Source organism: Natrinema halophilum, from assembly GCF_013402815.2.
Classification (GTDB): Archaea; Halobacteriota; Halobacteria; order Halobacteriales; family Natrialbaceae; genus Natrinema; species Natrinema halophilum.
Genome location: NZ_CP058601.1, coordinates 523,003 through 547,720 on the forward strand (window position 1 = coordinate 523,003; position 24,718 = coordinate 547,720).

19 protein-coding genes and 1 tRNA gene are annotated in these 24,718 nt (G+C 58.5%); 5 read left to right on the forward strand and 15 right to left on the reverse strand.

Annotation, left to right across the window (positions count from 1 at the left end):
- Positions 1 to 77 precede the first annotated feature (77 nt).
- The 4 genes from HYG82_RS23255 to HYG82_RS23270 all read right to left on the reverse strand — a co-directional run bounded on the left by HYG82_RS23255 (position 78) and on the right by HYG82_RS23270 (position 5,703).
- Positions 78 to 341, reverse strand: a complete 264-nt coding sequence (locus HYG82_RS23255) for a HalOD1 output domain-containing protein (RefSeq protein WP_179259521.1) — start codon at positions 339 to 341, stop codon at positions 78 to 80.
- Positions 342 to 486: 145 nt separating this feature from the next.
- On the reverse strand, positions 487 to 3,645 hold the full coding sequence (locus tag HYG82_RS23260; protein ID WP_179259522.1) for a PAS domain S-box protein: 3,159 nt from the start codon (positions 3,643 to 3,645) through the stop codon (positions 487 to 489).
- Between the two features lie 223 nt (positions 3,646 to 3,868).
- Positions 3,869 to 4,930: a DNA-methyltransferase gene (locus tag HYG82_RS23265; RefSeq protein WP_179259523.1), complete on the reverse strand. Its 1,062-nt coding sequence runs from the start codon at positions 4,928 to 4,930 to the stop codon at positions 3,869 to 3,871.
- A 212-nt stretch (positions 4,931 to 5,142) separates the two neighbouring features.
- Complete coding sequence (locus HYG82_RS23270) at positions 5,143 to 5,703, reverse strand: hypothetical protein (protein WP_179259524.1); 561 nt, start codon at positions 5,701 to 5,703, stop codon at positions 5,143 to 5,145.
- A 541-nt stretch (positions 5,704 to 6,244) separates the two neighbouring features.
- On the opposite strand from HYG82_RS23270, the gene HYG82_RS23275 reads away from it, so the two are divergent.
- Positions 6,245 to 6,892 carry a hypothetical protein gene (locus tag HYG82_RS23275; RefSeq protein WP_179259525.1) on the forward strand — a complete coding sequence of 216 codons (648 nt, stop codon included), beginning with the start codon at positions 6,245 to 6,247 and terminating at the stop codon, positions 6,890 to 6,892.
- 24 nt (positions 6,893 to 6,916) lie between these two features.
- Here HYG82_RS23275 and HYG82_RS23280 read toward each other — a convergent pair whose 3' ends face one another.
- A complete protein-coding gene (locus HYG82_RS23280; protein WP_179259526.1) occupies positions 6,917 to 7,510 on the reverse strand; it encodes an NADPH-dependent FMN reductase in 594 nt (197 codons plus the stop codon).
- 354 nt (positions 7,511 to 7,864) lie between these two features.
- Positions 7,865 to 8,260, reverse strand: coding sequence for an SPW repeat domain-containing protein (locus HYG82_RS23285; protein ID WP_179259527.1), 396 nt, complete (start codon positions 8,258 to 8,260; stop codon positions 7,865 to 7,867).
- A 345-nt stretch (positions 8,261 to 8,605) separates the two neighbouring features.
- Between HYG82_RS23285 and HYG82_RS23290 the strand changes: the two genes are divergently transcribed.
- Together HYG82_RS23290 and HYG82_RS23295 are read left to right on the forward strand one after the other, a co-directional pair.
- Complete coding sequence (locus tag HYG82_RS23290; protein WP_235217802.1) at positions 8,606 to 8,857, forward strand: hypothetical protein; 252 nt, start codon at positions 8,606 to 8,608, stop codon at positions 8,855 to 8,857.
- A 1,081-nt stretch (positions 8,858 to 9,938) separates the two neighbouring features.
- Entirely contained in the window at positions 9,939 to 10,985 is a 1,047-nt protein-coding gene (locus HYG82_RS23295; protein WP_179259528.1) for a PAS domain S-box protein, read from the forward strand.
- Between the two features lie 532 nt (positions 10,986 to 11,517).
- Here the strand turns inward: HYG82_RS23295 and HYG82_RS23300 are convergent.
- From HYG82_RS23300 to HYG82_RS23310, 3 genes are all read right to left on the reverse strand, one after another.
- Entirely contained in the window at positions 11,518 to 13,380 is a 1,863-nt protein-coding gene (locus HYG82_RS23300; protein ID WP_179259529.1) for a histidine kinase N-terminal 7TM domain-containing protein, read from the reverse strand.
- 211 nt (positions 13,381 to 13,591) lie between these two features.
- Positions 13,592 to 13,766, reverse strand: a tRNA-Trp gene (locus HYG82_RS23305).
- Between the two features lie 57 nt (positions 13,767 to 13,823).
- A complete protein-coding gene (locus tag HYG82_RS23310; RefSeq protein WP_179259530.1) occupies positions 13,824 to 14,741 on the reverse strand; it encodes a DUF5794 domain-containing protein in 918 nt (305 codons plus the stop codon).
- A 520-nt stretch (positions 14,742 to 15,261) separates the two neighbouring features.
- Here HYG82_RS23310 and guaB point away from each other — a divergent pair.
- Entirely contained in the window at positions 15,262 to 16,764 is a 1,503-nt protein-coding gene (guaB, locus tag HYG82_RS23315) for an IMP dehydrogenase (RefSeq protein ID WP_179259531.1), read from the forward strand.
- Between the two features lie 477 nt (positions 16,765 to 17,241).
- Here guaB and HYG82_RS23320 read toward each other — a convergent pair whose 3' ends face one another.
- From HYG82_RS23320 to HYG82_RS23335, 4 genes are all read right to left on the reverse strand, one after another.
- Positions 17,242 to 18,165: a M99 family carboxypeptidase catalytic domain-containing protein gene (locus HYG82_RS23320; protein ID WP_179259532.1), complete on the reverse strand. Its 924-nt coding sequence runs from the start codon at positions 18,163 to 18,165 to the stop codon at positions 17,242 to 17,244.
- A 132-nt stretch (positions 18,166 to 18,297) separates the two neighbouring features.
- Positions 18,298 to 19,146 (reverse strand): hypothetical protein, encoded by an 849-nt coding sequence (locus HYG82_RS23325; protein ID WP_179259533.1) that lies wholly within the window; start codon positions 19,144 to 19,146, stop codon positions 18,298 to 18,300.
- A gap of 444 nt (positions 19,147 to 19,590) precedes the next feature.
- Positions 19,591 to 20,202, reverse strand: coding sequence for a (d)CMP kinase (gene cmk, locus HYG82_RS23330; protein WP_179259534.1), 612 nt, complete (start codon positions 20,200 to 20,202; stop codon positions 19,591 to 19,593).
- 134 nt (positions 20,203 to 20,336) lie between these two features.
- Complete coding sequence (locus HYG82_RS23335) at positions 20,337 to 20,813, reverse strand: cupin domain-containing protein (RefSeq protein WP_179259535.1); 477 nt, start codon at positions 20,811 to 20,813, stop codon at positions 20,337 to 20,339.
- Between the two features lie 108 nt (positions 20,814 to 20,921).
- Here HYG82_RS23335 and HYG82_RS23340 point away from each other — a divergent pair, with 108 nt between their 5' ends.
- Positions 20,922 to 21,395, forward strand: a complete 474-nt coding sequence (locus tag HYG82_RS23340) for a hypothetical protein (RefSeq protein WP_179259536.1) — start codon at positions 20,922 to 20,924, stop codon at positions 21,393 to 21,395.
- 99 nt (positions 21,396 to 21,494) lie between these two features.
- On the opposite strand, the gene HYG82_RS23345 is transcribed toward HYG82_RS23340, so the two are convergent.
- Together HYG82_RS23345 and HYG82_RS23350 are read right to left on the reverse strand one after the other, a co-directional pair.
- Positions 21,495 to 23,258 (reverse strand): YcaO-like family protein, encoded by a 1,764-nt coding sequence (locus tag HYG82_RS23345; RefSeq protein ID WP_179259537.1) that lies wholly within the window; start codon positions 23,256 to 23,258, stop codon positions 21,495 to 21,497.
- 92 nt (positions 23,259 to 23,350) lie between these two features.
- On the reverse strand, positions 23,351 to 24,589 hold the full coding sequence (locus HYG82_RS23350; protein WP_179259538.1) for a cation:proton antiporter: 1,239 nt from the start codon (positions 24,587 to 24,589) through the stop codon (positions 23,351 to 23,353).
- Between the last annotated feature and the right edge of the window lie 129 nt (positions 24,590 to 24,718).

A 24,718-nucleotide genomic window follows, 5' to 3' on the forward strand; every position in this document is an offset into this window, starting at 1 on the left:
AGTCTGGCAGGGCTCTTCGGAGTAAGGGGACTGAAAAAAGAATGCGAATAACGATCTGATGCGTCCGGAATCAGGTGTTATGCCGATTCGACGCGGATTTCGCCGTCCGCTGCGATCGTCACCAGACAGTCGGAATACTCGAACGTGACTGAACCGCTCGAGCGAAGGCCGTTTGCACGTGGCTCGAACAGCCGCTCGAGTGCGTCGGCGTTGATCGAGTAATGGAGCGGCTCGAGTTCGGTTACGTCTTCGTTACAGAATGTTGCGACGGCCTCCGCTACGGCAACGCTGAGCGGTTGGTCGTCGAGTCGATCGTATTGCACTGAATATTGATCCCCCATCGTTGTCGACGGTGATCGTGAACTCATCTCGGTCATAGCTTGTACGTACCCCCAGTACGTCAGTGGGAAGTCATTCCTCTGTTCACGAGTTGTTGCAAAGAACCTGATCGTTAACTGTGTAACAGCGGCCTCAGAGGAAGGTTAACTATTTAACCCCGTCGGCTGCCTGCCCATCGAAAAGAGCCGCGAACAGCTTTCGTTCAGCGGATCGGATATGTTTGTGAAACGCTGGCGAAGAAATGTCGAGCGATCCGGCAATTTCCTCGCCGGTCGCTCGTCTCGGCCACTCGAAGAAACCACCGTGATACGCAGTCTGAACGACCTCGCGCTGTCGGTCGGTAAACGTCTTCAGCAACGTGTTGCGTGCTGGGCCGCTGAGCGTCGACGATTCGTCGCTCGTCTGTTCGCGTCGCGCGATCATCCAGACCGACGGACCGCTCCGATTTATCCCCGATAACACTTCGCGGACGGCGACCCCATCCGGAACATCGACGATCGCTTGTCCGCTCGATCCCTCGGCGACGAACTCGCGCAATCGCGCGCCGTGCGTATCGGCGATTGCGCCGAGGAAGGGGTCGTTCAACTGGAGTTGGAGTAGCGCTCCCCCGTCGTGTTCAGCGATAACGGACAATTCGCTGACTCCGTTACACGCCGTGTGATCCGTCGCGTCCTCGAGTTTGTCGACCTGCTCCTCGACAGCGACGAAAACGATCTGAGACCCGTCGGCTCGATCCGTTGCTCCCTCGTAGGTCACGGGGGTTTCGAGATAGGTGGCGAGTTGACAGAGCGTCGCCTCGGATGCGACCTCGAGTTCCACCTCAGTGCGATTGTCGCCCAGTAGCGCTTTCTTCCGCTTGACGGCGTCGATCGCATAGGCGATCGTCTCACCGAGTTCTGCCAGCGTCGATCGAAGCGTTTCGTCGAAGGCGTTTCGTTCTTCACCGTAAATCGTCAGAACGCCGTAGAGGTAGTCATCGTACATTAGCGGGACCGCGTAGACGGATTGAAAGTTCCTCGAGAGGGCCGTGCCTCGCCACTTGCCGTCGTGGACCGACTCTGCGACGTTGTCGACGTAGATCGGCGTTTGCGTGCGAGCCGCGCGCCCGGCTGGTTCTGCGGCCGAATCATCGACCGTCGTCACCGTCACCTCGTCGAGATACCCGCGCTCGTGGCCGGCGTGGAATCGCGGTCGAAGATGGTTGCCGCTCGGATCGGGCTCACCGATCCAGGCCAGCGAACACGCCCCAAAATCGACCAGCTGTTCGGGAATCCCGCGTTCGATCTCGGACCGTGATTCGGCCATCAACAACAGCTGTTCGATCTCCTGACGGACATCGTTGGCGGCGTTGAGCCGCTCGAGATGCTCGTTTTGCTGTTTCAGCTCATGTTCCCGGTCGCGTAATCTGCGCGACCGACCGATCCGATCGAGTGCGGCCTCTGCCGCCGTTGCAAATAACTCGGCAAGTTCGACAGTGTCCGTATCGTACTCACCGTCAGTTGACGAGAGCGCAACGAGGACGCCGTGTTCGCCGAGCGGAACGTAGAGACCACTTCGAGCAGCGGTCGACTCGTTGGTGACGCTGTCGGCAGTCCTGACGTCATCGAAGGCTGACGGCTCTCCTGTCACGAACGCTTCCCAGGCGATGCTGTTATTCGGTTCGAGTCGCGGTGGCGACCCGAAGGTGGACTCGAAGTCCGTGGAGGACGCCGCTGGTACGAGTTCGTTTTGTTGGTCGTCGAACCGGTAAACGACGCTTGCAAGATCGAGGACGTCAGTCGCTACGTCGACGATGTATTCGCAGGCCGCCTGTTTCGATTCGACAGTCAGTAGATGGCTTGTCGCTTCGTGAAGCGCATTGAGCGTGTCCTGGTACTGAACACGTTCAGTCACATCACTGGCGACGCCTATGACGCGGTCAACGTCGCCGTCGTCAGTTATAGGCCGGTACCACATTTCGAAGACGCGGCTTTCGATTTCTCTCCGCGAGTGCACCGATTCCCCTTGGAAGGCTCTCCAGGCGTCGCTACAGATGTCGGGATACTCTTCGAGCAGGTCGAAGAAAGACGTTCCGACCGATTGATCGGAGTCGAAGCCGATATTCTCGAGTCCACGTCCTTCCGAGAGGGTGAAGGTCCCGTCCTCGTCGAGGACGAATAGAACGACAGGGACGTTCTCGACCAGCGTCTGTAATCGCTCCGTCCGCTCGGCCAAGTCCTGCTCGCGCTCGACCCGTTCGGTCACGTCCCGCCAGTAGACGGAGATACCCGATTGTGACGGATAGATCCTCGCTTCGATCCACGCGTCGTAGGACTCGAAGTAGGCTTCGATCGTCCGTGATTCCTGTTGTTCCATCGCTTCCATCGCCTCGGCTTCTAACTCCGTTCCCTCTATCTCCGGAAAGACATCGAGGATTCGCTCCCCGAGCAAGTCCGTCCGATCGAGTCCGATCAACTCGAGTGCCCGGTCGTTGACGTAGCTAAAACGCCACTCCGAGTCGAGCGCGTAGAACGCGTCAGTCACCCGCTTGAAGGACTCGCTCAACTCCTGTTCGATTCGGTGATACTCCGTAATGTCGCGAATGGATGCGACGATACCCTCGACTGGGTCGTCCTCGAGGCAGTTCGTGAGCGAAGCCTTGTGAACATACCAGGTTCCATCGGCATGTTGACACCTATATTCGACCGTCCGCGTCGACCCTGTCTCGGCTTCACTGACGGCTTCGAACTTGTTTCTGACCTCCTGTGTATCGTCGGGATGAACGTAGTCGAAAATACGAGAGCCACACAGTTCTTCCTTATCGAATCCGCCGTCGCGTTCGACCGCTGGACTGACGTACGTAATGTCGCCGACATCGTCTGTGACGACCAGCAGATCCGACGACTGTTCGATCACCGTTCGATACCACTCTGCAGGCCGTTCGCAGTGGGGCCGTGCCGGAGAAAACTGAACGGTCCGACGGAGCCGATGGGCCAGCAATGGAGGTTCGTGGATCGTCGTTTTTCTGATTACGTCGGTAGCACCGTCTTCGTGGAGTCGTTCGATCGATTCGTTCGCCGCCGGTTCGGCGGCGTACAGGACCGGATTTTTCCCGTCAATCGTCTCGAGAACGCCCCGGTCGTCGGTCAAGACGCAATTGGCCGCTTCGAGCTGTTCGTCCGTGAGGTCGGAAGCAGCCGAGACAGATCCCGTCACCGTAACCGATATGTCCGCGAGTCCCGCCGTCGCCGTCTGAAGCCACTCGGACGAACCGACGGCGAGAACGCTAACCGGAATCACCTCGGACTCCTCGAGACCGCGAGCCATACTCCTTCTGAGACCGGCGCAGGTAAAAACTTCGCGTCGATTTCAGGCTCGGCAACTAAAACCAGTCGCCGGACAGGAAACTGAAACCAGTCGCCGGACAGGAAACTGAAACCAGTCGCCGGACAGGAAACTGAAACCAGTCGCCGGACAGGAGGCTGTCCCGGTTGAACAGCAAGCGACTCCGTTCCTCGAGCCTCTGATGCCCGCTTGTCGATCGGTTGAATTACCCTCGAGTGAGCGGATCGAGCGGCGTGTGTTCAGCGCGATAGCCCGCCTCAATCCGGTCGATCGTACGTACTTTCCGTAATCGGATATCCCGTTCCATTTTCGTTACGACTGGCGTTTCGTAGTGCTCTGCTTCGTACGAGAACGATTTTCCGTCCGCACGGCGGCGCTCGACGAACGCTCGATGGCGCTCGAGACGCGAACGGCCAACTGACTGCGACAGGGTAGTCACGTCGTCGACACGGTCGTCGAACACCTCGAGAAATGCGTCCTCGAGTTCTGCACCGACCGAATGTCGTCCGGCACACATCGCCGCCACTGTCGTCGTCCCGGTCCCCCAAAACGGGTCGAGGACGGTATCACCGAAGGCCGAATACATACAGATCAGTCGGTATGGTATCTCGAGCGGGTAGGCCGCTGAGCGTTCCCGAAGCCCGTCGTCCTCCTCGTCGATACGCTGTAGCTCACCCACGACGTCGGTCCAGACGTCCGAGAACCAGCGATTGCGCTCCTCCCAGAAATACGCGGCCTCGTACCGCCGGTCTGCTCGCGGCTTGAATTCGCGGTTCGTCTCTCCTTTCCTGAAGAGCAGAATATACTCGTGTTCGAGAGTAACGTACGCGTTCGGCGGGATCATTCCGCTTCCCATGAACTTAGCGGCAGAATTTGCCGGCTTCCGCCAGAGGATATCCGGCAACGGCTCGAACCCTCGCTCTTCGAACGCCTCGAGGACCCGTGCATGGTTCGAGTACACCCGAAAACTGCCGTCGATCGACCGCGTCGCGTCACCCACGTTGATACAGGCGATCCCGCCGTCGACCAGTACTCGTTTGAGTTCATCCCAGACGCGCTCGAGTTGGACGTGCATCTTGTCGAATGCGCGCTGACCTGCCCCGGACGCCAATGCGTCGCCTATCTCCGGATCGAGTTCCGTAAAGAGATCGTCCCACATTTCGATCATCGGATACGGCGGGGACGTGACGACGAGTTCAACGGACTCGTCTGCTACCTGCGAGAGATCACGCGAGTCACCGACGAACACTTCGTGGGTCGTCTCCATTGGCTGTAGAGTGTTGGCGTCGCGCCCTTAGCTTCTTCGTCAGCGCGTCATCTCGAGCGGTCGGTGACGGACGGAAAACGACTCCGATGGTCGACGGGAATCGAAGTCAGCTACCCCAAATTCGGATACACATCGCAACGAACGAATGGGGTGTGCAGAATCGATCGAGAGTACGGATAGACGAAACCGGTTGCGCCCTTCCAGTCCGTCCGTTATTCTTCGGTTTCGTCAGCCATTCCTTCGCCTTCGGAAGCTTCGCTCTCCGTTTCTTCGGTTTCCTCGCCGCTTTCTTCGTCCATTTCATCGCCAGCTTCCCCGCCCGTCGCCGGCTCGAACTCTTCGATCGGCTCCCACTCCTCTTCCTCATCGCCCGACAGTAGTCGTCTAATGAGCGCTGCCCCTGCGAGAGCACCCACCACGAGCAGGGATTTGGGAAGCCGCCTCGAACGCGACTCGACTTCGACGTCGACTTCCTCTGGCGCCGCTGTCGTCTCGGCGGTTTCCCTGACGTCTTCGATGATATCCGGTTCTTCTATGTCTTCGATCGACGTCCCCTCCATCTCCTGTGATTGTCGTCCCGCAAGAAAGCCGACGGCTGCGCCGAGGCTGAACAGTGCTCCCGCGAGTGGAAGGCGCCTGCCCGATCGCGCCCCGTCCGACTCTTCAACGGCCTCGAGAATGGAGTCCCGCATCGGCGAATCCATCCCTTTGGTGATTGCTTCTTTGACGATAAGCTCGGACAGCGTCTTGTCCTGTTGTTCCATCTCGGGCATAATCCGCCACGACCACACCACCGCACATAGTTCTATCCACTGTTTCTCTCGTCAGTCGCTTTCGCCATCCGTTATTCACTGGCTAATCGATTACGAGCGATCGAATCAAGGGGATACCGTCGGACTGAGACCGGATTCCGAGACCACAGAGCGTGCGTTCGACGCCAGGGCATTCGACGGACGAACTGCATTATGACGTGGATGAAACGATAGCGGTGCGACGTACTCCGTTCGGTCCGCGCCCAGCCACTGACGCTTGCATCTATCGAGGAGAACCGAATTCGGCATCACGATCGATTTTGTTGCCGTCCTGTTCGGTCTCCTCCCGCGTTTAGGTTCGGTCTCCTCCCGCGTTTAGGTTCGGTCCACTCCCGCTTTTGGACGTCAGTTTTTGCGACCGCGCCCGTTCCGAACCACCGCAGGTGGTGCATGAAATTGAAACAACTGTTTCAGTTCAATAAACACCGCAACAGTAGGATTTCCGTTCTGCTACGGCATAATGGCTCCCATAACGAAAGGGGTGTCTCCGCAACCAGGAAACATGAGCGTTCTTCGCCAGCCAGAGGTCCTCGGCCAAACGACGCGCCGTCGCGTCGTTGGCGTCACCGCTGCCCTCTCGGCCGCAGCCATCGAAACGCTCGCCGTCGGCCTCTGGTTCGGTCTCGTCGTCGACTCGCGGACGACGTCGACGGCACTTGCGGGACTCGGCGTTCTCTTCTGCGGTTCGCTGCTCAGGTCGGGCGTCTTCAGTGCGACAGTCAGCGATCTGGGCGATCTCCTGCAACCCCGTCGGCTGAGTGCGGCGCTCCTTTTTACAACAGGATGGGTCCTCTGGCTGCTCGTGGCCGAACTGTTCGACGATTTCCTTGGCATCGTCATCGCGACTACCGTCCTAACCGGCGTTCTCACCGCACAGTTTGTTTTCGAGCGACACATCTTCAGGTTGGATTCGAACTTTGAACCCACGTTCGCGCTCGTACTGCCGGCGCTCCTCATGGCAGTCGGCGCGTCGACACTACTCGGCACCGCCTGGTTTGCAACTTGGAGCCTCTCATTTCCGCCCCTCTCGCTTTCAGGAACGACAGTCGCTATCCGTATCGTTGCGCTCCATATCGGTGGCCTCGTCTTCGGGCTCTTCGCGTTCGTCGCACACCAGCGTCGATTCCAGCGGATTCTCGAGCCCGGGTAGTGCGACTCGAAACGGTTCGACCGGCTACTTCCCCTGTGCACCCACGTTCTGATCGCTTTCGAACGAATCCGGATCGGGCTCGATAGCGGCGTACTGTACTGCTCGTCTCCCGAGCGTCGTCACCCGCATCTCGAGTTTCGGATCGACGAACTCACCGTCATCGAACGCGGCGCTCGCGTTCGGTATCGCCGCTTCGTGGGGTATTACCCACGCGTTCAGGGCCCGAGCGACCGACCGCATATGCTCGAGCGCTGTCACGGGGAACGAACCACCTGCAACCGCCAGCAGTCCCACTGTCTTGTCCTCGAACTCGTCGAAGCCGCAGTAGTCCAGTGCGGTTTTCATCGGTGAGGCGTACGAGCCGTGATACATCGGTGACCCAAGAAGGATCGTGTCGGCATCGCGAACGTGAGTCGCCACCAGTTCGGCGTCACCCGCGTTCTCTCGGCCGCGATCCGGATCGAACGTCGGTAATTCGTACTTTCTGAGGTCGAGCAGGTCAGTGCTCCCCCCGGCCTGCTTGGCGGCCGAAAGTGCACGCTCGAGTGCAGTCCGGGTATGACTTCCGTCGCGGAGACTGCCACAGATCGCAACCACATGAACGCCGTTGTCGGTCATAGTTACCTGGACGACGGGATGTGGGAAAAGCTACTGGAAAGGAAAATTCGTTGATGGGTAGTGGTCCCGTCGTAAGCATCAGACACCACATTGCGATTCCACCTTCTGCGCGTTTGAACTGGCATCGATCCCCTGTTCGGATACTCGCCTCTGTAATCGGGGACCGTTGGAGTAGCAAACCGGGGATACCGTTCGGTTCCGGCAACGGAGCGCGTATCCCGCTCCCACTCCCGCTCCCGCTCTCGTTCCCGTTCCCGGTTTCAGGCGCCATCCCCCCATCCATATTTCGGGTTTCAGTTCCCACCGTCGTATCCGCATCGGAGGTTACGTGGCGCGAAAAGAACGACTACGACATCACGCACTCGAGGCGGTCGTATTCGACGTCCGAACGCTTCCGTACGCACCCACGAGTGATAGAATGGCGATGATGGCGCCACCGAGAGCATTGATTCCGATCACCAGTTCGCGCTCGATTCCGAAGACGAACGGCGACGCAGCAATCCAGATTCCAAGCAACGCGAGTATCCCAGCGACAACGACGCTCGGCGAACGCATTTCGCCCGTCCGGTAGGCCTGAAACGCCGCGATGAACGCGACTACTGCGCCGATGACGACGTTGTGGATTCCCATGTCTCCAGTGATCGTAAACACGGGTGTCGATATCATTATAAACGCACCGAGAACTGCCGTCAATCCGGCCGTTCGTTCGGCCAACACTGATGCATCGTCCGCGGTTCGTGGTTGACTCATACGTCGTTCATAATGAGCGCACATATTTGACACCATCGCTAATATGTCATTCTCAACGGTTGAATGATACGTCGGCGCTACCGTCTCATTTCACGTCCCGGCGGTGAATGGTGAGTCTACTATGCGAACGACGATTGGTAGCTGGCAAACGACGCGTTTGTCGCTTCCGACTGGTCGGTCCCCTCGGAGCCAATGTCAAGAGCCAGGTATTCGAGAGGCGAATTTGTCGGCTGAGACCGATTCACCCGGCTTTGAGGCGACGCGATCCCATCTACGAACCGCGCTGGTCTCAGCCTTGCAAGTCTCCCCCATACGCTTATTTTTACACCTGGGATGTGTACCGATATGCGACTTAGGGATCGGTCGATCAGGATGCGCAAGCGCCGGTCGCACTTTCGGCGATCGCTCGCCGAACTCGAATCGGATCTCGAGACGACGAGGGTCCGAATCCAGCAACTCGAAAATACGCTCCGAGGTGTAGTCCGAAACCTGGACAATATTTCGATCGGTGGTCCCTGTCGCTGTGGCGAGAGTATGCTGTTGATTCGCCAGAAGAAGATTTTCTGTCCAGAATGTGGGTACCAACGGACGATGTGACCGACCTGCTCTGGTCGTTCTCAACTTCCGGTACCCGGTCTCAGCAACGCCGTTTCTATCCGACAAGTAGCAGTTTCGATTCGATTCCACCCTTCGTGAAGCCGATACCGACTGTGGTGGACGACCGTTTCCCGTCCACTAGATGAGATCGTGTTCCTCGTTCGAGACAAGACGAGATCGCGTTCCTCGTTCGGATACAAGACGAGATCATGTTCCTCGTTCGAGACAAGACGAGATCGCGTTCCTCGTTCGAGACAGTACGTTCGTATGAGATTCCTGATTTGGTGATGGTCTTTTTGCAGCGTTTTTCACAGAAGTCATTACCAAGATTGAATATAATTCGACATTGATCCGAGAATGGGGTGATAGCCTTGCGCGACCACAATCGTATCGTGGCCGTGTGCGAGCGCTGTAATTCGGCTTACGCAGCGAAGGAACTCCTCAACGGAAGCGTTCGCCCGATTGGAACGAATTCCTGTTCCTGTGGGTCCGAAAATTTCCGTGCGCTCAGGTGAATCGTTCGGCGTCACTCGTTCGGCGTCAAACGGATGCCCTACCCCTTCCGATTGTCAGACCGGAGAAATCGACTCTTCTCTGTGCTAGTCACGCTGCCTTACTGTTTGGGACCAGTCGCTATAGTAGCCGTTGAAACGATTTACTCACCGCTTGCATTGCTGCGGCCAGCGAGTGCTCGCTGGTTGCGAATTCGCGAGGAGAGTCTGCAATGACTTTCAACGTCTACTATATTTCTGCTGGCCGAATGCGGATCGTGGATTCGACTGGGGACGGACCTCCCCAGCAGATTCAGACTATCTTCGCTCACCGTAACTCCTCGTCTCGAGGTTCCGCCATCGATTCCCGCGTCGCTCTCGAGTGTTGACCTCGATACTTCAGGCGATAGCAGCGAAAAACGGTGTTACCGTTCTCGAATAGCCAACAGCGTAATTTGGTCCAGCCATCGGCCAATTATATGAAGCAATATATTCGGATGGTTGGGTACTAGTATTAAATTTTCGAGGGAATTGAGGAGGTTTTGCCTGATATAAAAACATATTTATAGTTATTCTTTCTGGAAATTCGTATGGTAGGGGATCAGGATGTGCTGTTACCAACGGCGTTTGACGATCTCGACATCGGAATCGTCCTCCGCGACCCGGAAACGGGTGCCATGCTCGATGTGAACAGCCAGATAGAACGATTGTATGGATATTCTCGGAGCGAACTACTCGAGATGAACATAGCGGATTATACTGCACCATCGACGAAATTTTCACAGGACGAAGCGATGCGTCGTATACGAGCTGCAGTTGACGAACCGCAGGTGTTCGAGTGGCAAATCAAACGAGCCTCCGGTGAACTAATCTGGATCCGCATACGTCTCAACAAAACTGCGATAGATTCGACTACGTGCGTTATCGCAGAAATCCGGGACATTACGGAGTACAAGGCGCGTGAACGACGGCTGCGACTCCTCAATCGAGTCGTTCGTCACAATCTTCGAAACGAAACGAACGTGCTGATGGGATACGCCGACCGTCTCCAAAGAGCCGTCGAAGAAAAAACACTCGAAGAAGAGGTGGAAATGATCCTCGAGATCGCCACAGAAATTGGGTCGTTGAGCGATTCGATTCAGCAGATCGAGGAAATCGCAAAGCCTGACGCAACAGATCGCTCTCCGACGAACCTCGGTACTCTTGTCCAGGAAGTCATCACGGAGATTCGAGACGAATATCCACCAGCAGAGCTGACCGTCGATATACAGGCCGATATCTGGGTTAATGCCGATCAGGGCCTCCGACACGCGATCACTCACGCCATCGAAAACGCAATCGTCCACAACGACCAAGACGCACCGTCTGTCGAGGTTCGACTGTCTTCAGCGTCCGAGACGGGTCAGGGGGAGATCCGTATCGTAGACGATGGCCCGATTATCCCTGATGTTGAAACTGCCGTTCTGAAAAATGAAATTACAGCCAGTACAACATATCATGGGTCCGGTGTCGGTCTCTGGGTGATGCAGTGGTGCGTCGATTCGCTCGGTGGTGAACTCCGCTTCGAGGAGAACGTTTCTGGCGGGAATACAGTTCGTTTCTTGCTTCCACAGGCCAACTCATCTCTGGTTTCGTGACGGGTGATCCGATGTCGGATGATCCGTCGTTCGTCTCAGTGACCGGATCTACCCCTCGATGAGGGGGACACGAATACTGACGGGAACGGGAACCGAGATTCCACCTCGGAAACGAACTGAACTGCCTTCAATCCAGGCTATTCCGACGGCTTCGTTCACTTAGCGCCCGAAGTTAGCTACAATCAATGAATGCGGAACGTAATCGGTTCACTGTTTCTGCTGAAATACGCATCTTCGTCCTGCCCGATCGGTCACCGTATCCCGTATACGGCATTATAGAAACAGTTATTGATGTATGTGTAAACAGCAACTGTTATGGGCGATACTGGCGTGGAGAAACGACGAACGATCGGTATCTGTACGGGCTGTGGAAAAACAGCTGTCGTCTGGCTCTCGTCGGACGGGTCTACTCGGCCCGTAAGTGGTCACAACGCGTGCTCCTGCACCGACGCTTCGTTTCAGGCTATCGAAGGAGACGACTCATTCGGGACCATCCTTGATTAAATCGCGTCGACCCGACCTACTCATCCGGTCAAGAGGAAACCGTTTTCCGGGACGTTTCATTGAGAGAACCGATATCGGTAAATTCAAATCGAGCTCCACCATCCGCGCCGTTCGTGGCGGTGATCCCCCACCCGTGAGCCCGGATGATGTCAGCCACGATCGACAGACCGAGTCCTGTTCCTTGATCGTTCGTCGTGTACCCGTGCTCGAGCACCTTGTCGATGCGGTCCGCGGGTATTCCCGAACCGTCGTCTTCGACGTAAAGTCCGTTTCTGTTCGGAAGGGTTCCGACCTTTACGGTCACGTCCCGACCGCCGTGCTCAACCGCATTGCGAAAGAGATTTTCGAAGACGTTCAATAATCGATCGCGGTCGGCATCCAATCCGCCATCCGCATCGCATTCGAGGGACGCGTCTTTCGTGTCCACGTTATCCCAGGCGGTCGTCACGACGTCAGGCAGTGATACCGTTTCGGTTGCCGTAATCGCCTTACCCTGACGGGCAAGTGTGAGTGCATCGTCGATGATCGCTTCAATACGCTGGTGTGAATCGTCGATCTCGTCGATGGTCGTCTCGTCAATGGGCGATTCGTCGGGAAGTTCGTTCGCTTGCTGTTCGAGAACATCGAGATAGCCCTGAGCGACGGCAAGCGGATTTCGAAGATCGTGTGAAACGATGCTGGCGAATTCGTCGAGACGTTCGTTTTGATACTCGAGTTGGTCCGTCCGCTGTTCCAGTGCCGCTTTCTGCTCTTCGAGTTCCTGCTCTCGTTTTTCGAGTCGTTGCTCTCGGTGTTTCTGTTCGGTGATATCGTGCAACAGAATTACGTGACCGGCATGTTTGTCGGCGTCAGATAGTGCCGAAACTCGTACGTCGTAACACCGCCGTCCGTTATCGGTCCGCAGCCAGATGGCTTCTTTGAGTTCGTGTATGGGCTCCTCGCCCGTGATGATGGGTTCGAGAACGCCCGGGTCCTCGACCGGCCCTATATCTGCAACGTCTTCGATCGTCCTGCCGACCGGTCGCTCCCATCCTAGCATCTTTCTCGCCGTCCGATTGACGTCGACGATTCGACCCGTATCGTCGAGAATAACTAGCCCGTTATCGACTTCCTCGATGACGTAATCACGGGCGAGCGTCACGAGACTCCCCAGTCGTGAACTGAGCAGCGTAAGGATACGATCGATCGGAAGCAAATTCGCGAACCTGGCGCTCGTCGCGACCAGCAATTGCACCCCCCCGAGAGCGAGGTGGACGTACGGCACGATCAAAAAGTACGGCAGGGGGCTGAACTGAAAAACCGACGGAACGGTCGCAAGTACCGTGGCCACGTGAACCAGGAGAAAGGTGAAACTCAGTTTTCGGTATACGTTCCGGGAGTGAAGAAATTTCTTCAGTAACAGCCATTCGTTGGCGACTATGAGGGTGTAGCCAATTCCGAAGATCAGCCAGAAGACCGCGCCCCAATCGTACTCGAGATACGCCCAGGATTCCTTCGTAACGAAGACCGGATTAGTGACGATAAGTTCGTGCCACCAGTTGGTGAGCGCGAACACGAGCATGGAAAGCGGAAGGAAGAGAAGAATCGCCAATCGTCGTCGCGTAAGCCACTCGCCGCGACCCGTGAAATAGACCGCAAAGCAAAACGCGCTCACTGCGTGCATCAAGGGAATCGAAAGAAAGACCAGAAACCAAAATAGTTGCCACTCGGGTGACGCCCTCGAGACAGTCACGAGCATTACAAACGCCCACAGTGCCGACGTAAGCTGCGTGATTGCTCCCCAGGTTTCGGTCGGACCTTCTCGTTGATACCACGCTCCAAACGCCCCTGCGGACCCAAGGAGCGTCACCAGAACCAGCGGGACGGTTACTGGTGTAAATTGCCATGACATTACTAGGGAAGTGAAACGTTATTTTGAAAATGTGTGTTCAACTCTATTAATCCCCACGGCCGTCCAGGATTTCGCTGCTTTCGGTTTCCATATTGTGGCTACTGCGGTTTCGATCCCACTTATCGGATTCAATTCAATCACATGGTATCATCGTAGTCACGAATTTCATGACAATTGCCCAGACGAAACTAGCACCAAAATACGTGTAAAATGGGGTCGGAGGGATTTGAACCCCCGATCGACTGATATCTCCGGTGCGCCTCGGAACTCCAGAGGGTCATCACACGGACACTGATCAGGTGTCCGATCAGTATATCAGTCTGGAGTGTCGTCCCGGGCGCGGTGCCTCTGGAGTCAGTCGCCATGCCTGGCTTGGCCACGACCCCGCGTCCGTCAGTTGGCGTATCCTGCCTAAAGTGGTTTCGGTTCGGAATAGAATCGGGCTACAGCCAGGGGGCTCGCCCTGCGGTATCGGTCGCGTCGTCACCCGGATACGTTTCCGGCTCGTCCTTGCTGTCGGCAATTCTCGAGTCGCTGTCGGTCGAGGAGGGGGCGCCGTCGCCGCCGTCGGTCAGCGCACCTATCTGGGCGGCAGCGTCGTCGGTACCCGCACCCGAACTCGACTCGGTGCTATCGCGGAACGGGAAGTCGATCGCAAAGATTGCGGCCACGATCAGCGCGGCCAGCGGCGCTTGGCCGAAGGCCATCCCCAACAGAGAAAGGGGCAACAGGCCGAGTGCGACGGCGCTCCCGAAACGGAACCGATCGATGTCCATGTACGTCCGAAGGTAGGGTCCGGTGAGAGCGACGGTGAGCGCGAACGCAACTCCGACGACTGCTGCCAGCGTCGCGTGGGCGACGAGAGTCGGATCGGTCATCACGTCGAACGTCACGCCGGAGGGGTCGATACTCGCGACCAGGCCCAGTCCGAGGACGACGACGGGGTTCGGTAGATACTCGCCGATAGTTGCGCTTGCAGTTTTGGCCGCGATGGTTGCGATGACGAGCGCTGCGAATCGTTCGAAGATGACGATATCGAGGATGCTCTCGATCGCAGGTGCGAGGGCGGCCTCGAGAGCGGCCAGCAGGATCAACGGCACGCCGACTAGCATGACGACAGTCGCCTGCTCTCGAGGGGAGCCGTCCATATCGGCGAGGATGACGGCGACGGTTGCGCTTCCGCCGAAGATCAACAGTCCGACCTGGATCGCGCCGAGTGGTTCGCTGAGCGCGTCAGCGAGGATCAGCGCTGGGAAGACGCCGTCGACTAACGGGAGCATCATGACCAGCGCGAGCAACCTGGCGTCACCGCCGACGATGCGCTCCATGCGGAGCGCAACCGGATGTTGTGACGTGCTCATCGGTCAGGGCCGGTGGCCGTGACCCGAGGCCGGTGGGTGGGATGCCGAACGGTCCCGTACCGACTGGTCCGCATTCCAGTCGTTCCCAGTAGCGTCAAAATTACCTGCTGTGAGTTTCGATGTGAATTTCCCGAACATAGCAGTGGAGACGAAGTGGTAGCTCGTCCGACCGGCAGTTCGGGTCGTAGCTGCACTCACAGCGTACATACCTACACAGACGGGCGGACTCTCAATAAACGTTGTGTGAGAGAGGGGTTCACGACCCGAGGAATTTCAGCCAGTAATGGACACTTTCGAAGAGAAATGCACACAACTGATCGAAATTTATCCACCCAAGTCGATATTTTTAAAGTGATCTCTTGACTCCGATCGGTGCGACGGGGGTTGAATGGCCGTCCGATTTGACTGAACCAGATTCCGCGCCGCGCGACGGAAGTGGATGGGCTGGTGACGGCCTCGGAACCGTCCACACCCGTGTTCATCTCGCAACGTTTTTTGCCTGTGGGACCGGACGGATTACATGGCGAACGACGTTCCCGAGCACGAGCCCTATTCTTCGAAACTTCAGGTACCGGAAGCGCTAACGTTCGACGATGTCCTTCTACGACCGAAGGAGAGCCGTGTCGAACCCGACGATGCCGACCTCACGTCGCGCGTCTCCAGGAACGTCGAGGTTTCCGTGCCGATCCTCTCTGCAGCGATGGATACCGTCACCGAAAGTGACATGGCGATCGCGATGGCTCGCCACGGTGGCCTCGGCATCCTCCATCGAAACATGAACATCGACGAAATGGTCGAGGAGATAGAGCGCGTAAAGGGCGCCGACGAACTCATCATCCCCTTCGATTCGGTCGTTACCGCCGACCCCGAGATGTCCGTCCGGGAGGTCGACGAACTGATGGCCCGAAAAGGCGTCGGGGGTGCACCAGTCGTCAACACCAACGGCGAAGTGCTGGGCATCATCTCGAGTACCGACATCCGCCCCCACCTCGAGGTCAACGAGGACGATCCGGTTACCGAAGCGATGACGGACGAGGTCATCACAGCCCCCGAAGATATCAACGCCCGCGACGCGTTCGATCTGATGTACGACCACAAGATCGAGCGCGTCCCGGTAGTCGACGACGAAAACTTGTTGGTGGGACTCGTCACGATGCAGGGTATCCTCCAGCGTCGGGAATACAAGGAAGCCGTCCGTGACGAGAACGAACGACTTCGCTGTGGCGTCGCCGTCAGCCCGTTCGAGCAAGACCGCGCACACGCCGCTGACGAAGCCGGCGCGGACGTTCTGTTCATCGACACAGCGCACGCGCACAACCTGAACGTCATCGACGGCGCTCGTGAGATCAAAGAATCCGTCGACGCGGACGTGGTGGTCGGGAACGTCGGCACCCGCGAAGCGGCGGAGGATCTGGTCGACTTCGCGGACGGCATCAAGGTCGGAATCGGCCCGGGTTCGATCTGCACCACCCGCGTCGTCTCGGGATCGGGAATGCCACAGATCACGGCCGTCGCTCAGGTCGCAGACGTCGCCGCCGACAACGACGTTCCTGTGATAGCAGACGGTGGCATCCGGTACTCCGGTGACGCTATCAAAGCTATCGCCGCCGGTGCCGACGCCGTCATGCTCGGGTCCTACTTCGCGGGAACCGACGAAGCACCGGGCCGCGTCGTCACGATGAACGGGAAGAAGTACAAGCAGTACCGCGGCATGGGGTCCGTCGGCGCGATGAAATCCGGCGACAGCGATCGTTACCTCAAGGATGAACCCGACGAGGACGACGAATACGTCCCCGAAGGCGTCGAAGCCGCGACGCCGTACAAGGGAACGCTCAAATCGGAACTCCACCAGCTTGCGGGAGGCATGCAGTCGGGGATGGGCTACGTCGGCGCAGAGACGATTCCAGCGTTCAAAGAGCGATCGGAGTTCGTTCGCGTCTCTGCGGCCGGGCAGGCGGAAAGCCACGCCCACGATGTCGTCATCACCGACGAAGCGCCGAACTACTCGCCGGACAGCGAGTGACTTTCAGCTCCCGTTTCTTCTGTTTCGAGCGGTGAGACGAACCCAATCGTTCAGCCGCGACGTCTTCCGTCAGGATGCGATGTCGTTTCGTCGCAGCGCATCGACGCTTTTCGGACTCGACAGATAGACAAGGCGAGTGTCTCGGGGTCGTCCGGAAATCGAAGATTTCAGTGATCAAGCGAAACCAACGGTTTCGCGGCCCTCACGAATCTTTGATTCGCTCAGTCACGAAAATCGGAGATTCTCGAACGACTTGGCCCCGAGGCGGTTCACGAGGGGGTCCCATCGGAACGGTCGACGGTTCTAGGAGGTCACAGACGGGTATTCTCTGGCAGCCGTCACATACGTCCTTGCTGCGACAATACGTCCTTGCTGCGACAATCCGTCCTTGCTGCGACAATACGTCCTTGCTGCAACAATCCGTCCTTGCTGCGACAGTCCGATACAGCCGAACGGCGGTTGCAATATACGCGCGTTCTAGCAGCTGTAATTCCACCGTTCTGCTCGGAGCGTCCCTCGGTCCGCGCACGTCGCACACCGGTGTGGCGACCGTGAGGTCGTAGGGGCGACGTCGTCGATCGATTCCTCGAATGTCATGCCGAACGTCTCGGCGGCCCGCAGGACGGTCACTAAGTGCCAGAGAGTCTGTTTTGGGGTCGGCAGGATGCCGTGATCTCGAGTCGTTTCACAGAGAAGGCAAGACGCCGTCGAATCGACGTGAACCCTGTCGCTGAACATATCCTCGGAGCCGTCCTGTAGCCCTCCTTCGTCGTATCGGTAGCAATACGGGAACTGCGCGAGATAGTCTTCATTGAGTGTCTGTCTGACGGCCTCTGATGCGCGTTTGGCTGCCACATCATCCGTTGGGAAGACCGCCTGACCAACCGGCGGATCGGGGTCGGGCGGGTCCACGTGGTAGATACCCATGGAACTGTGGAGGTCGAACGCGAGGTCCGGATCGGCGGCCGTAAAGCGGTCCCAGATGGTTCTCGTCATCGGAGTAGCGGGACGGCCACCCGAATTCCAATTCCGGTTCATGTTTCCGTGTCGGCCGTGGTACGATGGGTTTTCGTCGACGGCGGTCTTGTTCGCGATCGGGATGACGAGGAGCTTGCCCGATTCCGGGGTCATTCGGCGGAGAATGTCGGCGGCGTTTACCCCAGACGGTTCGAATCCTTGCTGACCGGCGAGGATGAATACAGTCGGCCCGTCTACCCGTGTGTCGACCGCGTAGAGCGGTGTTTCCCATGCGGTTCCCGGCCTGAGTATGTCACTCGATCGCCGGACGGCGAACCCGTCGCCGATATCACGAGCTTCGGGTTCGTTCCACCGGGACCGTCTGAGTTCTCTGTACGCTGCAATGCCGTCTTCGATGCGCGTTACGAGTCGTTCTGCTGTCATCGTTAGTGTCTTGTGGTTGCGTCGGTGGAGTAGTCCAGGTTGGTCATGGATACGGTTCGAGTACCCGACTGTACGGTGGCGCCGTCGCGAGATCGACGGATCTGCCCCTGCGTCCGAACCGGGACTGCCTCATCAGCCTCCGGCCGAGGAGACCTCCATATCGAAGTAGTAATAGTAGTACTCGGTGGTGGGTTCGGGAGTAAGATTCGATCTGTTCGGGTTGTACCCACCCTTTAATTGAACGCCGTGCCGAGAGTCGTCGCTGTACCCGCCGTCGTATCCGGCAGAGCGCATCAAACGGATACTGTCGTCGGACCGCTTAAAGAGGTCGTCAGGTATGCTCTCTTTCCCCGGGGACTGGCCGGGTTGTAGTCGAGTCAGCAGGTATTCACCGGGCTTTTCGACGAGAAAATCGAGGAAGATCGTCTGTGGTCCACCGCGGGCCTGTATCGTCACCGTATCGACTTGCTCGACCAGCCTGTCCGTGGCCGAATCGTACCTGTAGACCGCCGGTGTGAACTGGCCTGCCTCTTCTGCGTCGATCGTACATTCGCCGAAGTAAACCGGCCGATCGGTCTCGAACAACATCCCGAATGCACCCTGAAAATGGTATACGCCGGTCGGTTCTGATGGACCGACACGCCAGGTGTTTCCCGTCCCACCGACAACCTCGAGATGTGTGACGGCGTCTTCGAGTCGGTTCTCGAGGGTTTCGCTGATCTGACCGCCGGTGGCCGTGAGTTGGCCGTTATCGACCCGGAGGTTGTCACCGATTAGCGAATCGAGCCGTTGCCCACCGGTTAGAGAGGAACCTTCGAGGCCGCCAACGTCGACCAACAGGTTATCGTTAAACGAGACGTCGCTCGATGCTGTCGCGGGCCCTTCTGTGCTGGCACTGGCATTGGCATTGGCACTGGCACTGGCACTGGCACTGGCACTGGTCGTTCCGTACAGTCCACTCAGACCGACGATACCTGCCAATCCGAGTGTTCTCCGCCGTGAAAATTTATTCTCAGTTGTTTTTCTTCCTTTCTCATTTCCAATTTCGTCGTTCGTTCGTCCCGGTTGAGACATACTAATACGCTTATATGTTCTATGGTAAATTATTTTCGCTCCTGGATATTATAAATAGAAATTGCCATACAACATCAGCAAACCGGTTTCTGTCTGCCGGTCTATCATATCGTAATCGTATCGGAAAACAGCGCGCTGCATCGGAAGCAAAACGGGTCTGAGGGCTGGACAGGACCGGTGGCTCCGTCGAAGAGATAGCCGTTGCTTCATCGAGAAATCAGAACGGGCGACGATGTCGTACAGGGAGACTGAGGCCGGTGCCGTCGCCGAGCCATCGACGGCGTAGATAACCCACCGAACTGTTCGCGAAAGGAGTGAGACGCACGCAGCGATCCCGACCGAGCGGTATTGTTACGGATCTACCGAGGGAATACTGAACGATCCTTCGTCGAGTTCGGGTTCGTACTCCTCGATCGCGGTCCGGACGAGGGTGAATACGGCATTTTTGCTCCAGCGTGCCGTATTGATTTGCAGGTCGTCGAACTCGCGGTCGTCGATATCGATCTCGTAATAGGACCTGTAACGCCCGGCTTCGCTGACTTCTCGAACGCGCATTTCGGCCTCGGTTTCGCCACGATCAGCGATACGCTCGAGTCGAACGTCTTCTGGCGCGTCGAGCCAGATCCGAAGGTCGGCGCGCTCACCAGCCAACCAGCCCGCCAGCCGGGACTCGAGAATGAACGGTTTGTTTGCCATCCCCCACTTTTCGGCGATCTGTTGGAGTCGCTGGTCGAGTGCACGGTCGATCTCGTCGGATTCGTCCGCTTTCGCAGTGAGTTGGTTGAGGCTCATATCGCGGTCTTCGGCGAGGTCGCGAAAGATATCACCACCGGAGACGACCGGACAGTTCATTTCCTCGGAAAGGCGCTCACAGAGCGTCGTCGCCCCACAGCCCGGCGGTCCGGAGACAGTGATAAAAAGCGTCGAGTCGATCCCCGTGGGCGAATTGTCTGCTGTGACCATACGTGGAACCAATCAGCCCCCCATAAAAACCTTCAGGCTATTCCGATCATCGACTGCGAGCGAAACCGCCCCGTCCTCCGTCGGTCGTTCTGCCGGCCGAATTGAGCGTCCGTGATCCGCCACACGAGCCACACTCAGCGCACGAACGAGTTCCCACAATCGGTACACGTCAGCCGGAACGCTCCTTCGTCCGCCAGTTCGAGGCTGTGAGCGATTTCGTCTTCGCACTCCTGACAGTAGTTCATCGACTCGACCTGGTCCCGATCGTGTTTCGATTTGGGCGCGCCAAATGCGAAACCGACGATTCGTTCGTCGGTATCGTTGTATCCGCGCTGGAAGTCGCCGGGTGCAAACCGGATGACTTCCGCTTCGTCGACGGTGATCTCACCGTCTTCCATCTCGAACGTGGCAGTCCCCTCCTGTATGTAAAAGACTTCTTCCTGATCGTAATGAGTGTGTAATCCCCCGGAGAACGATTCTCCGGGCTCGAGTTCGAAGTAATTCATTGCGAAGTCGGAAAATCCGAGCGCGTCTGACACCGGACGCCTGACCGAGTGAACTTCCATCGGATGGACTTGCACGTCAACATCGTCGATCGCGATTTTCTCCATGTCCCGTTATTCAGTTCGCGACGCAAAAAACTCATGGAAGAGGATGACAATTAGGAATCCGACGAGCGAAGAGTAACGCCTACAGTCGTGCGACCCCGAGAGCCGCACGTGAACCGTCGTACGGTACTTCGATCCGCCGGGGTCGCCGCCACTGCCAGCCTCTCGGGCTGTGTCGAGACGCTGCAGGAACACTATCAGGGGAGTTTTCGGGGCCTGGTGCCGGTCGAAATTCACAGCGAAGCAGATCAGTATTTCAATCTCACGCTCGAGGCGTTCAATTCGGAGACGAATCGGAAGACGTACGACGAGAGCTACAAGGTTACGGCTGACCAGTCGGCCACGGCACCGCATCTCGATGCGACCGAACAGATATTCCGCGCGACCAAACTCGGACGGGACGGCGACACACTCGCCGTCAAGGACGGACCGATCACGCCGGATACGAGTGTCGTCGTCGTTCGGCTCACAAACGACGACCTGATTCTGGACGTTCAGCGGGACGACGGACCGGGATCTGATTCGGCAACAGGTCCTGAAAGCGATGAGACGAACGACACCGCGACCGATTCTGAAACCGAGTAGTTCGAACGAACGCTGCCGCCGGACCGTCGACGGCGGGAATCGCGAGCGTGATCCGTTCACGGTGGGACGACAGTCCTTTTGCTGCCCCCGTTGGGCCAGTTACGGGTACGGATGATACGGGCGCTCGAGTGCCGGTTCGAAACCGAGATCACGAGGAACGTTCGCTGCTCGGTCGCCGAAGAACGGATCGCCAGTGAATAGCGGCTGGGCACCGGGGACGACGACCCGAACGGCTTCGAAACCGAGCTGAGCGACGTCGCGGGTCGTCAGTCGCGTCGCGAACGGGCTCAGTCCAGCGTCAGCCGTTCGCTTACACAGCGACTCGAGTCGATCGAGGCCGGTCGGAACGGGGTCCGGTCCGACGGTAGCCGCCGGAACGGTTTCGTCGACGTCGACGAATTCTCGCGCCCGCTCCGGGAACGACGCGTATTCGCCGATAGCCCCGCCAGCGTCGTCGGCCTCGTCGGGGCCGAGGTTCCGTAATTCGAGCCAGTTCTGGAGGGCTTCCTCGAGTGCCGAGGTTGCGGCCGCCGCGGCGTCGAGGCCGGCGGCCGAGCCGACTGCGAACGCCGGCCACCCGTCGTTCGTAGCCGAACCCGTTTCACCCCCGTCGAAGTCGGCTGGTTCCCGGTGGACGGCAACTGCCACGACGGGAATGTCAATGTCCTGCGTGACCAGCAACGGCGTCACCGACAGCCCCTCGCCTCGTGCCCGTCGCTCGAGCGTTCTGAACGCCTCCTGCTCAACTGATAGCTCGAGCGGTTCGAACGTCGAGTACCAGGCGAGCATCGTGGCGTCTCGCTCGAGTACCTCGGTCAGGCCGGACAGCAGGGCATCGACCGTCGAGGACCCGAGCCCCAGCCCCGTCGTGATCGGGGGGACCAGTTCCTTCCCCGGTTGTGGAAACTGTACCGACGCGGCGGGCAGGTGTGCCGGCTCACCGGTCTCGAGGTTTTCACCGGGGACCCAGCGATGGTTGTCGCTCGGATCGTACGCAGGGGCGTCGTCCGGTCGGACGAGCGCCGTCGGGGGTACTGCGTCGTCGAGTTCGTCCTCGCTCGCGGAGACGAACTCCGAGTCTCGATAGACGCCGGCGCAGTACCGTTCGAGGCCCTCGCCGACGGCTTTCATCAGTGCGGCGTTCCAGTCGCCGGCGACGCCGGCTGCCTGGCGCGGGGCGCTCGCCTCACTGTACGCCGACGTATCCGCCATCGTCGCCAGATAGTAGGGGGCTGGAAACGACTCGATTTCCCCGATGCTCGAGACCGGACCAACTCGCTCGTCGATCGCCCCCTCTGCGCGTTCGACGGCGGCGTCGAGCGCGAGCGTGTCGGCGTCCCGTTCGAGCGTTCGATTCCGCGTTTCGTCTCCACACTCGCAGCCGGGAACGGGCAAGAACGGCCGTCTGGCGTGTGGTACCTCGCGAACCTGTCCGATGATCGATTTTTCGCCCCCCGAAAGCACGCGCACGCACTCCCGACCGGCGAGTGCGCCGGCGAGTCTCGCCGCGCTTCGATCTGCCTGGGGACTCTCGGCGCTGTCCTCGAGATTCGACGTGACGCGGGCGCGGAGACAGTCGAAACAACCGGTCGCGGGCGCAAAACCCGTTACCGCCGCGTCGACCGCCGAAATCGAATGGCCGCCGACGCCGCCTATTTCGACGGCTATCCAGGGTGTTCCGCCCTCGAGCGTGGTTTCGTTCGCCCGGTCGAACGTCGCCGATCCGACGACGTCGCCGACGATAGCAAATCGCGCGTCGGCGAGCGTCTCAACGTTGGTGTCACGGACGCCAACGTCGACGTCATCGAGGGCGGCGACGACCGCCTCGCGGATCGGATCGTCTGCCGCGATGGAAACGTGCATACCCCAATCCTCTGGGCCAGACGGCAAAAGCGCCCCGTTCGAGCCACGCTGTGAGCGCGATGCTGGGCCTCGAGGTGAGGGGTGGAACGAACTCAGTCGTCGGTCATCGGTGTCGAATCGACGTAAACGAGTTCGTCCGCGTTCTCGAGCAGGCGCACGCCCCAGGTGACGGTAATGGGGACGAGCGCAGTCGTGAAGACGGCGATGAAGATCAGGATCGAGAACAGGGACTGGTCGATGATCTCGGCGCGAAACGCGACCTCTGCGATGACGATTTCGACTGTTCCGCGACCATTCATCCCGAATCCGATGACGAGGCCCTCGCGTGAGGTGAGGGCTGTCGGGAGCGCGAACAACCAGGAGCCGATGATTTTGCCGAGGAACGCGATGGCGACGAGCACGACGAGCACGTTGGGGGTATCGGAAACCACGTCGAAGGTGATCTGGAACCCGACCGTGACGAAGAAGACGGGGGCAAACAAGCCCACTGCGAGGTCGTAGATGACCGTTTCCATGTGGTCGTGCAGTTCCGATTCGACGTCGGCCTGTCGGAGAAACAGTCCAGCCACGAACCCGCCGATGATCATGTGCAGTTCCGCAATCGTCGCGAGCTGTGCGAACAGCAGGGAGACGAGAAAGGCAAACGTGAACGCGGTCGTCCGGTCGACGAAGCCGTATCGTTCCCGCTGACGTTCGATGTACCGCCACGCGATCGGCAAGAAGCGATAGCCTAAGACGAATGTCGCCGCGAAAAAGCCGACCACCTTGAGGAGGATCACGCCGATCTCGACTGGATTGAGCCTGACGGCCGTCACGTAGCTATCGATCGCCGCGTACGCGATAAGGACGCCCACGTCGGAGGCGAGGGCCCCGCCGAGTAACACGTTCGCGATCCGGGTATCGAGCAGATCGAGATCGGTAAGGATACGCGACTTCGTTGCCAACGACGTGGCGGCCATCGCGAGTCCGAGGAACAGTGCCGCCTCGACGGTACTGCCGAGCCAGATGCCTGCCGCGTATCCCAACCCGAACGGGATGACGAAGGCGCCGAAAGCGATCACCAGGGACTCGGAACCGAGGTTGAACAGCTCCTGCAAGTCGACTTCCATGCCAACGTAGACCATCAGAAGGAACACGCCGAGTTCGGATAGCACTGAAAGCAATTCGGACGGGCGGAGGACCCCGAGCAACGCGGGACCGAACGCAATGCCGGCGAACAGCTCCCCCATCATGGTCGGATAGCCGATCCGTTCGGCAAGCGCACCGAAGACCCACGCTACGGAGAGAACGAGGAAGAGACTTAGTATGTCGATTCTGACGGTCTCGACCATCGGTTGTCACCACGTTCTGCAGGTCGACCGAGCACCGCGCTGTCCGCTGCTGTCTACCCACCAGCAGGGGCTGTCACGTGGACATCGCATAGTGAACCGGCTCACGTGACTTCGTCACCTCGCGGGCTC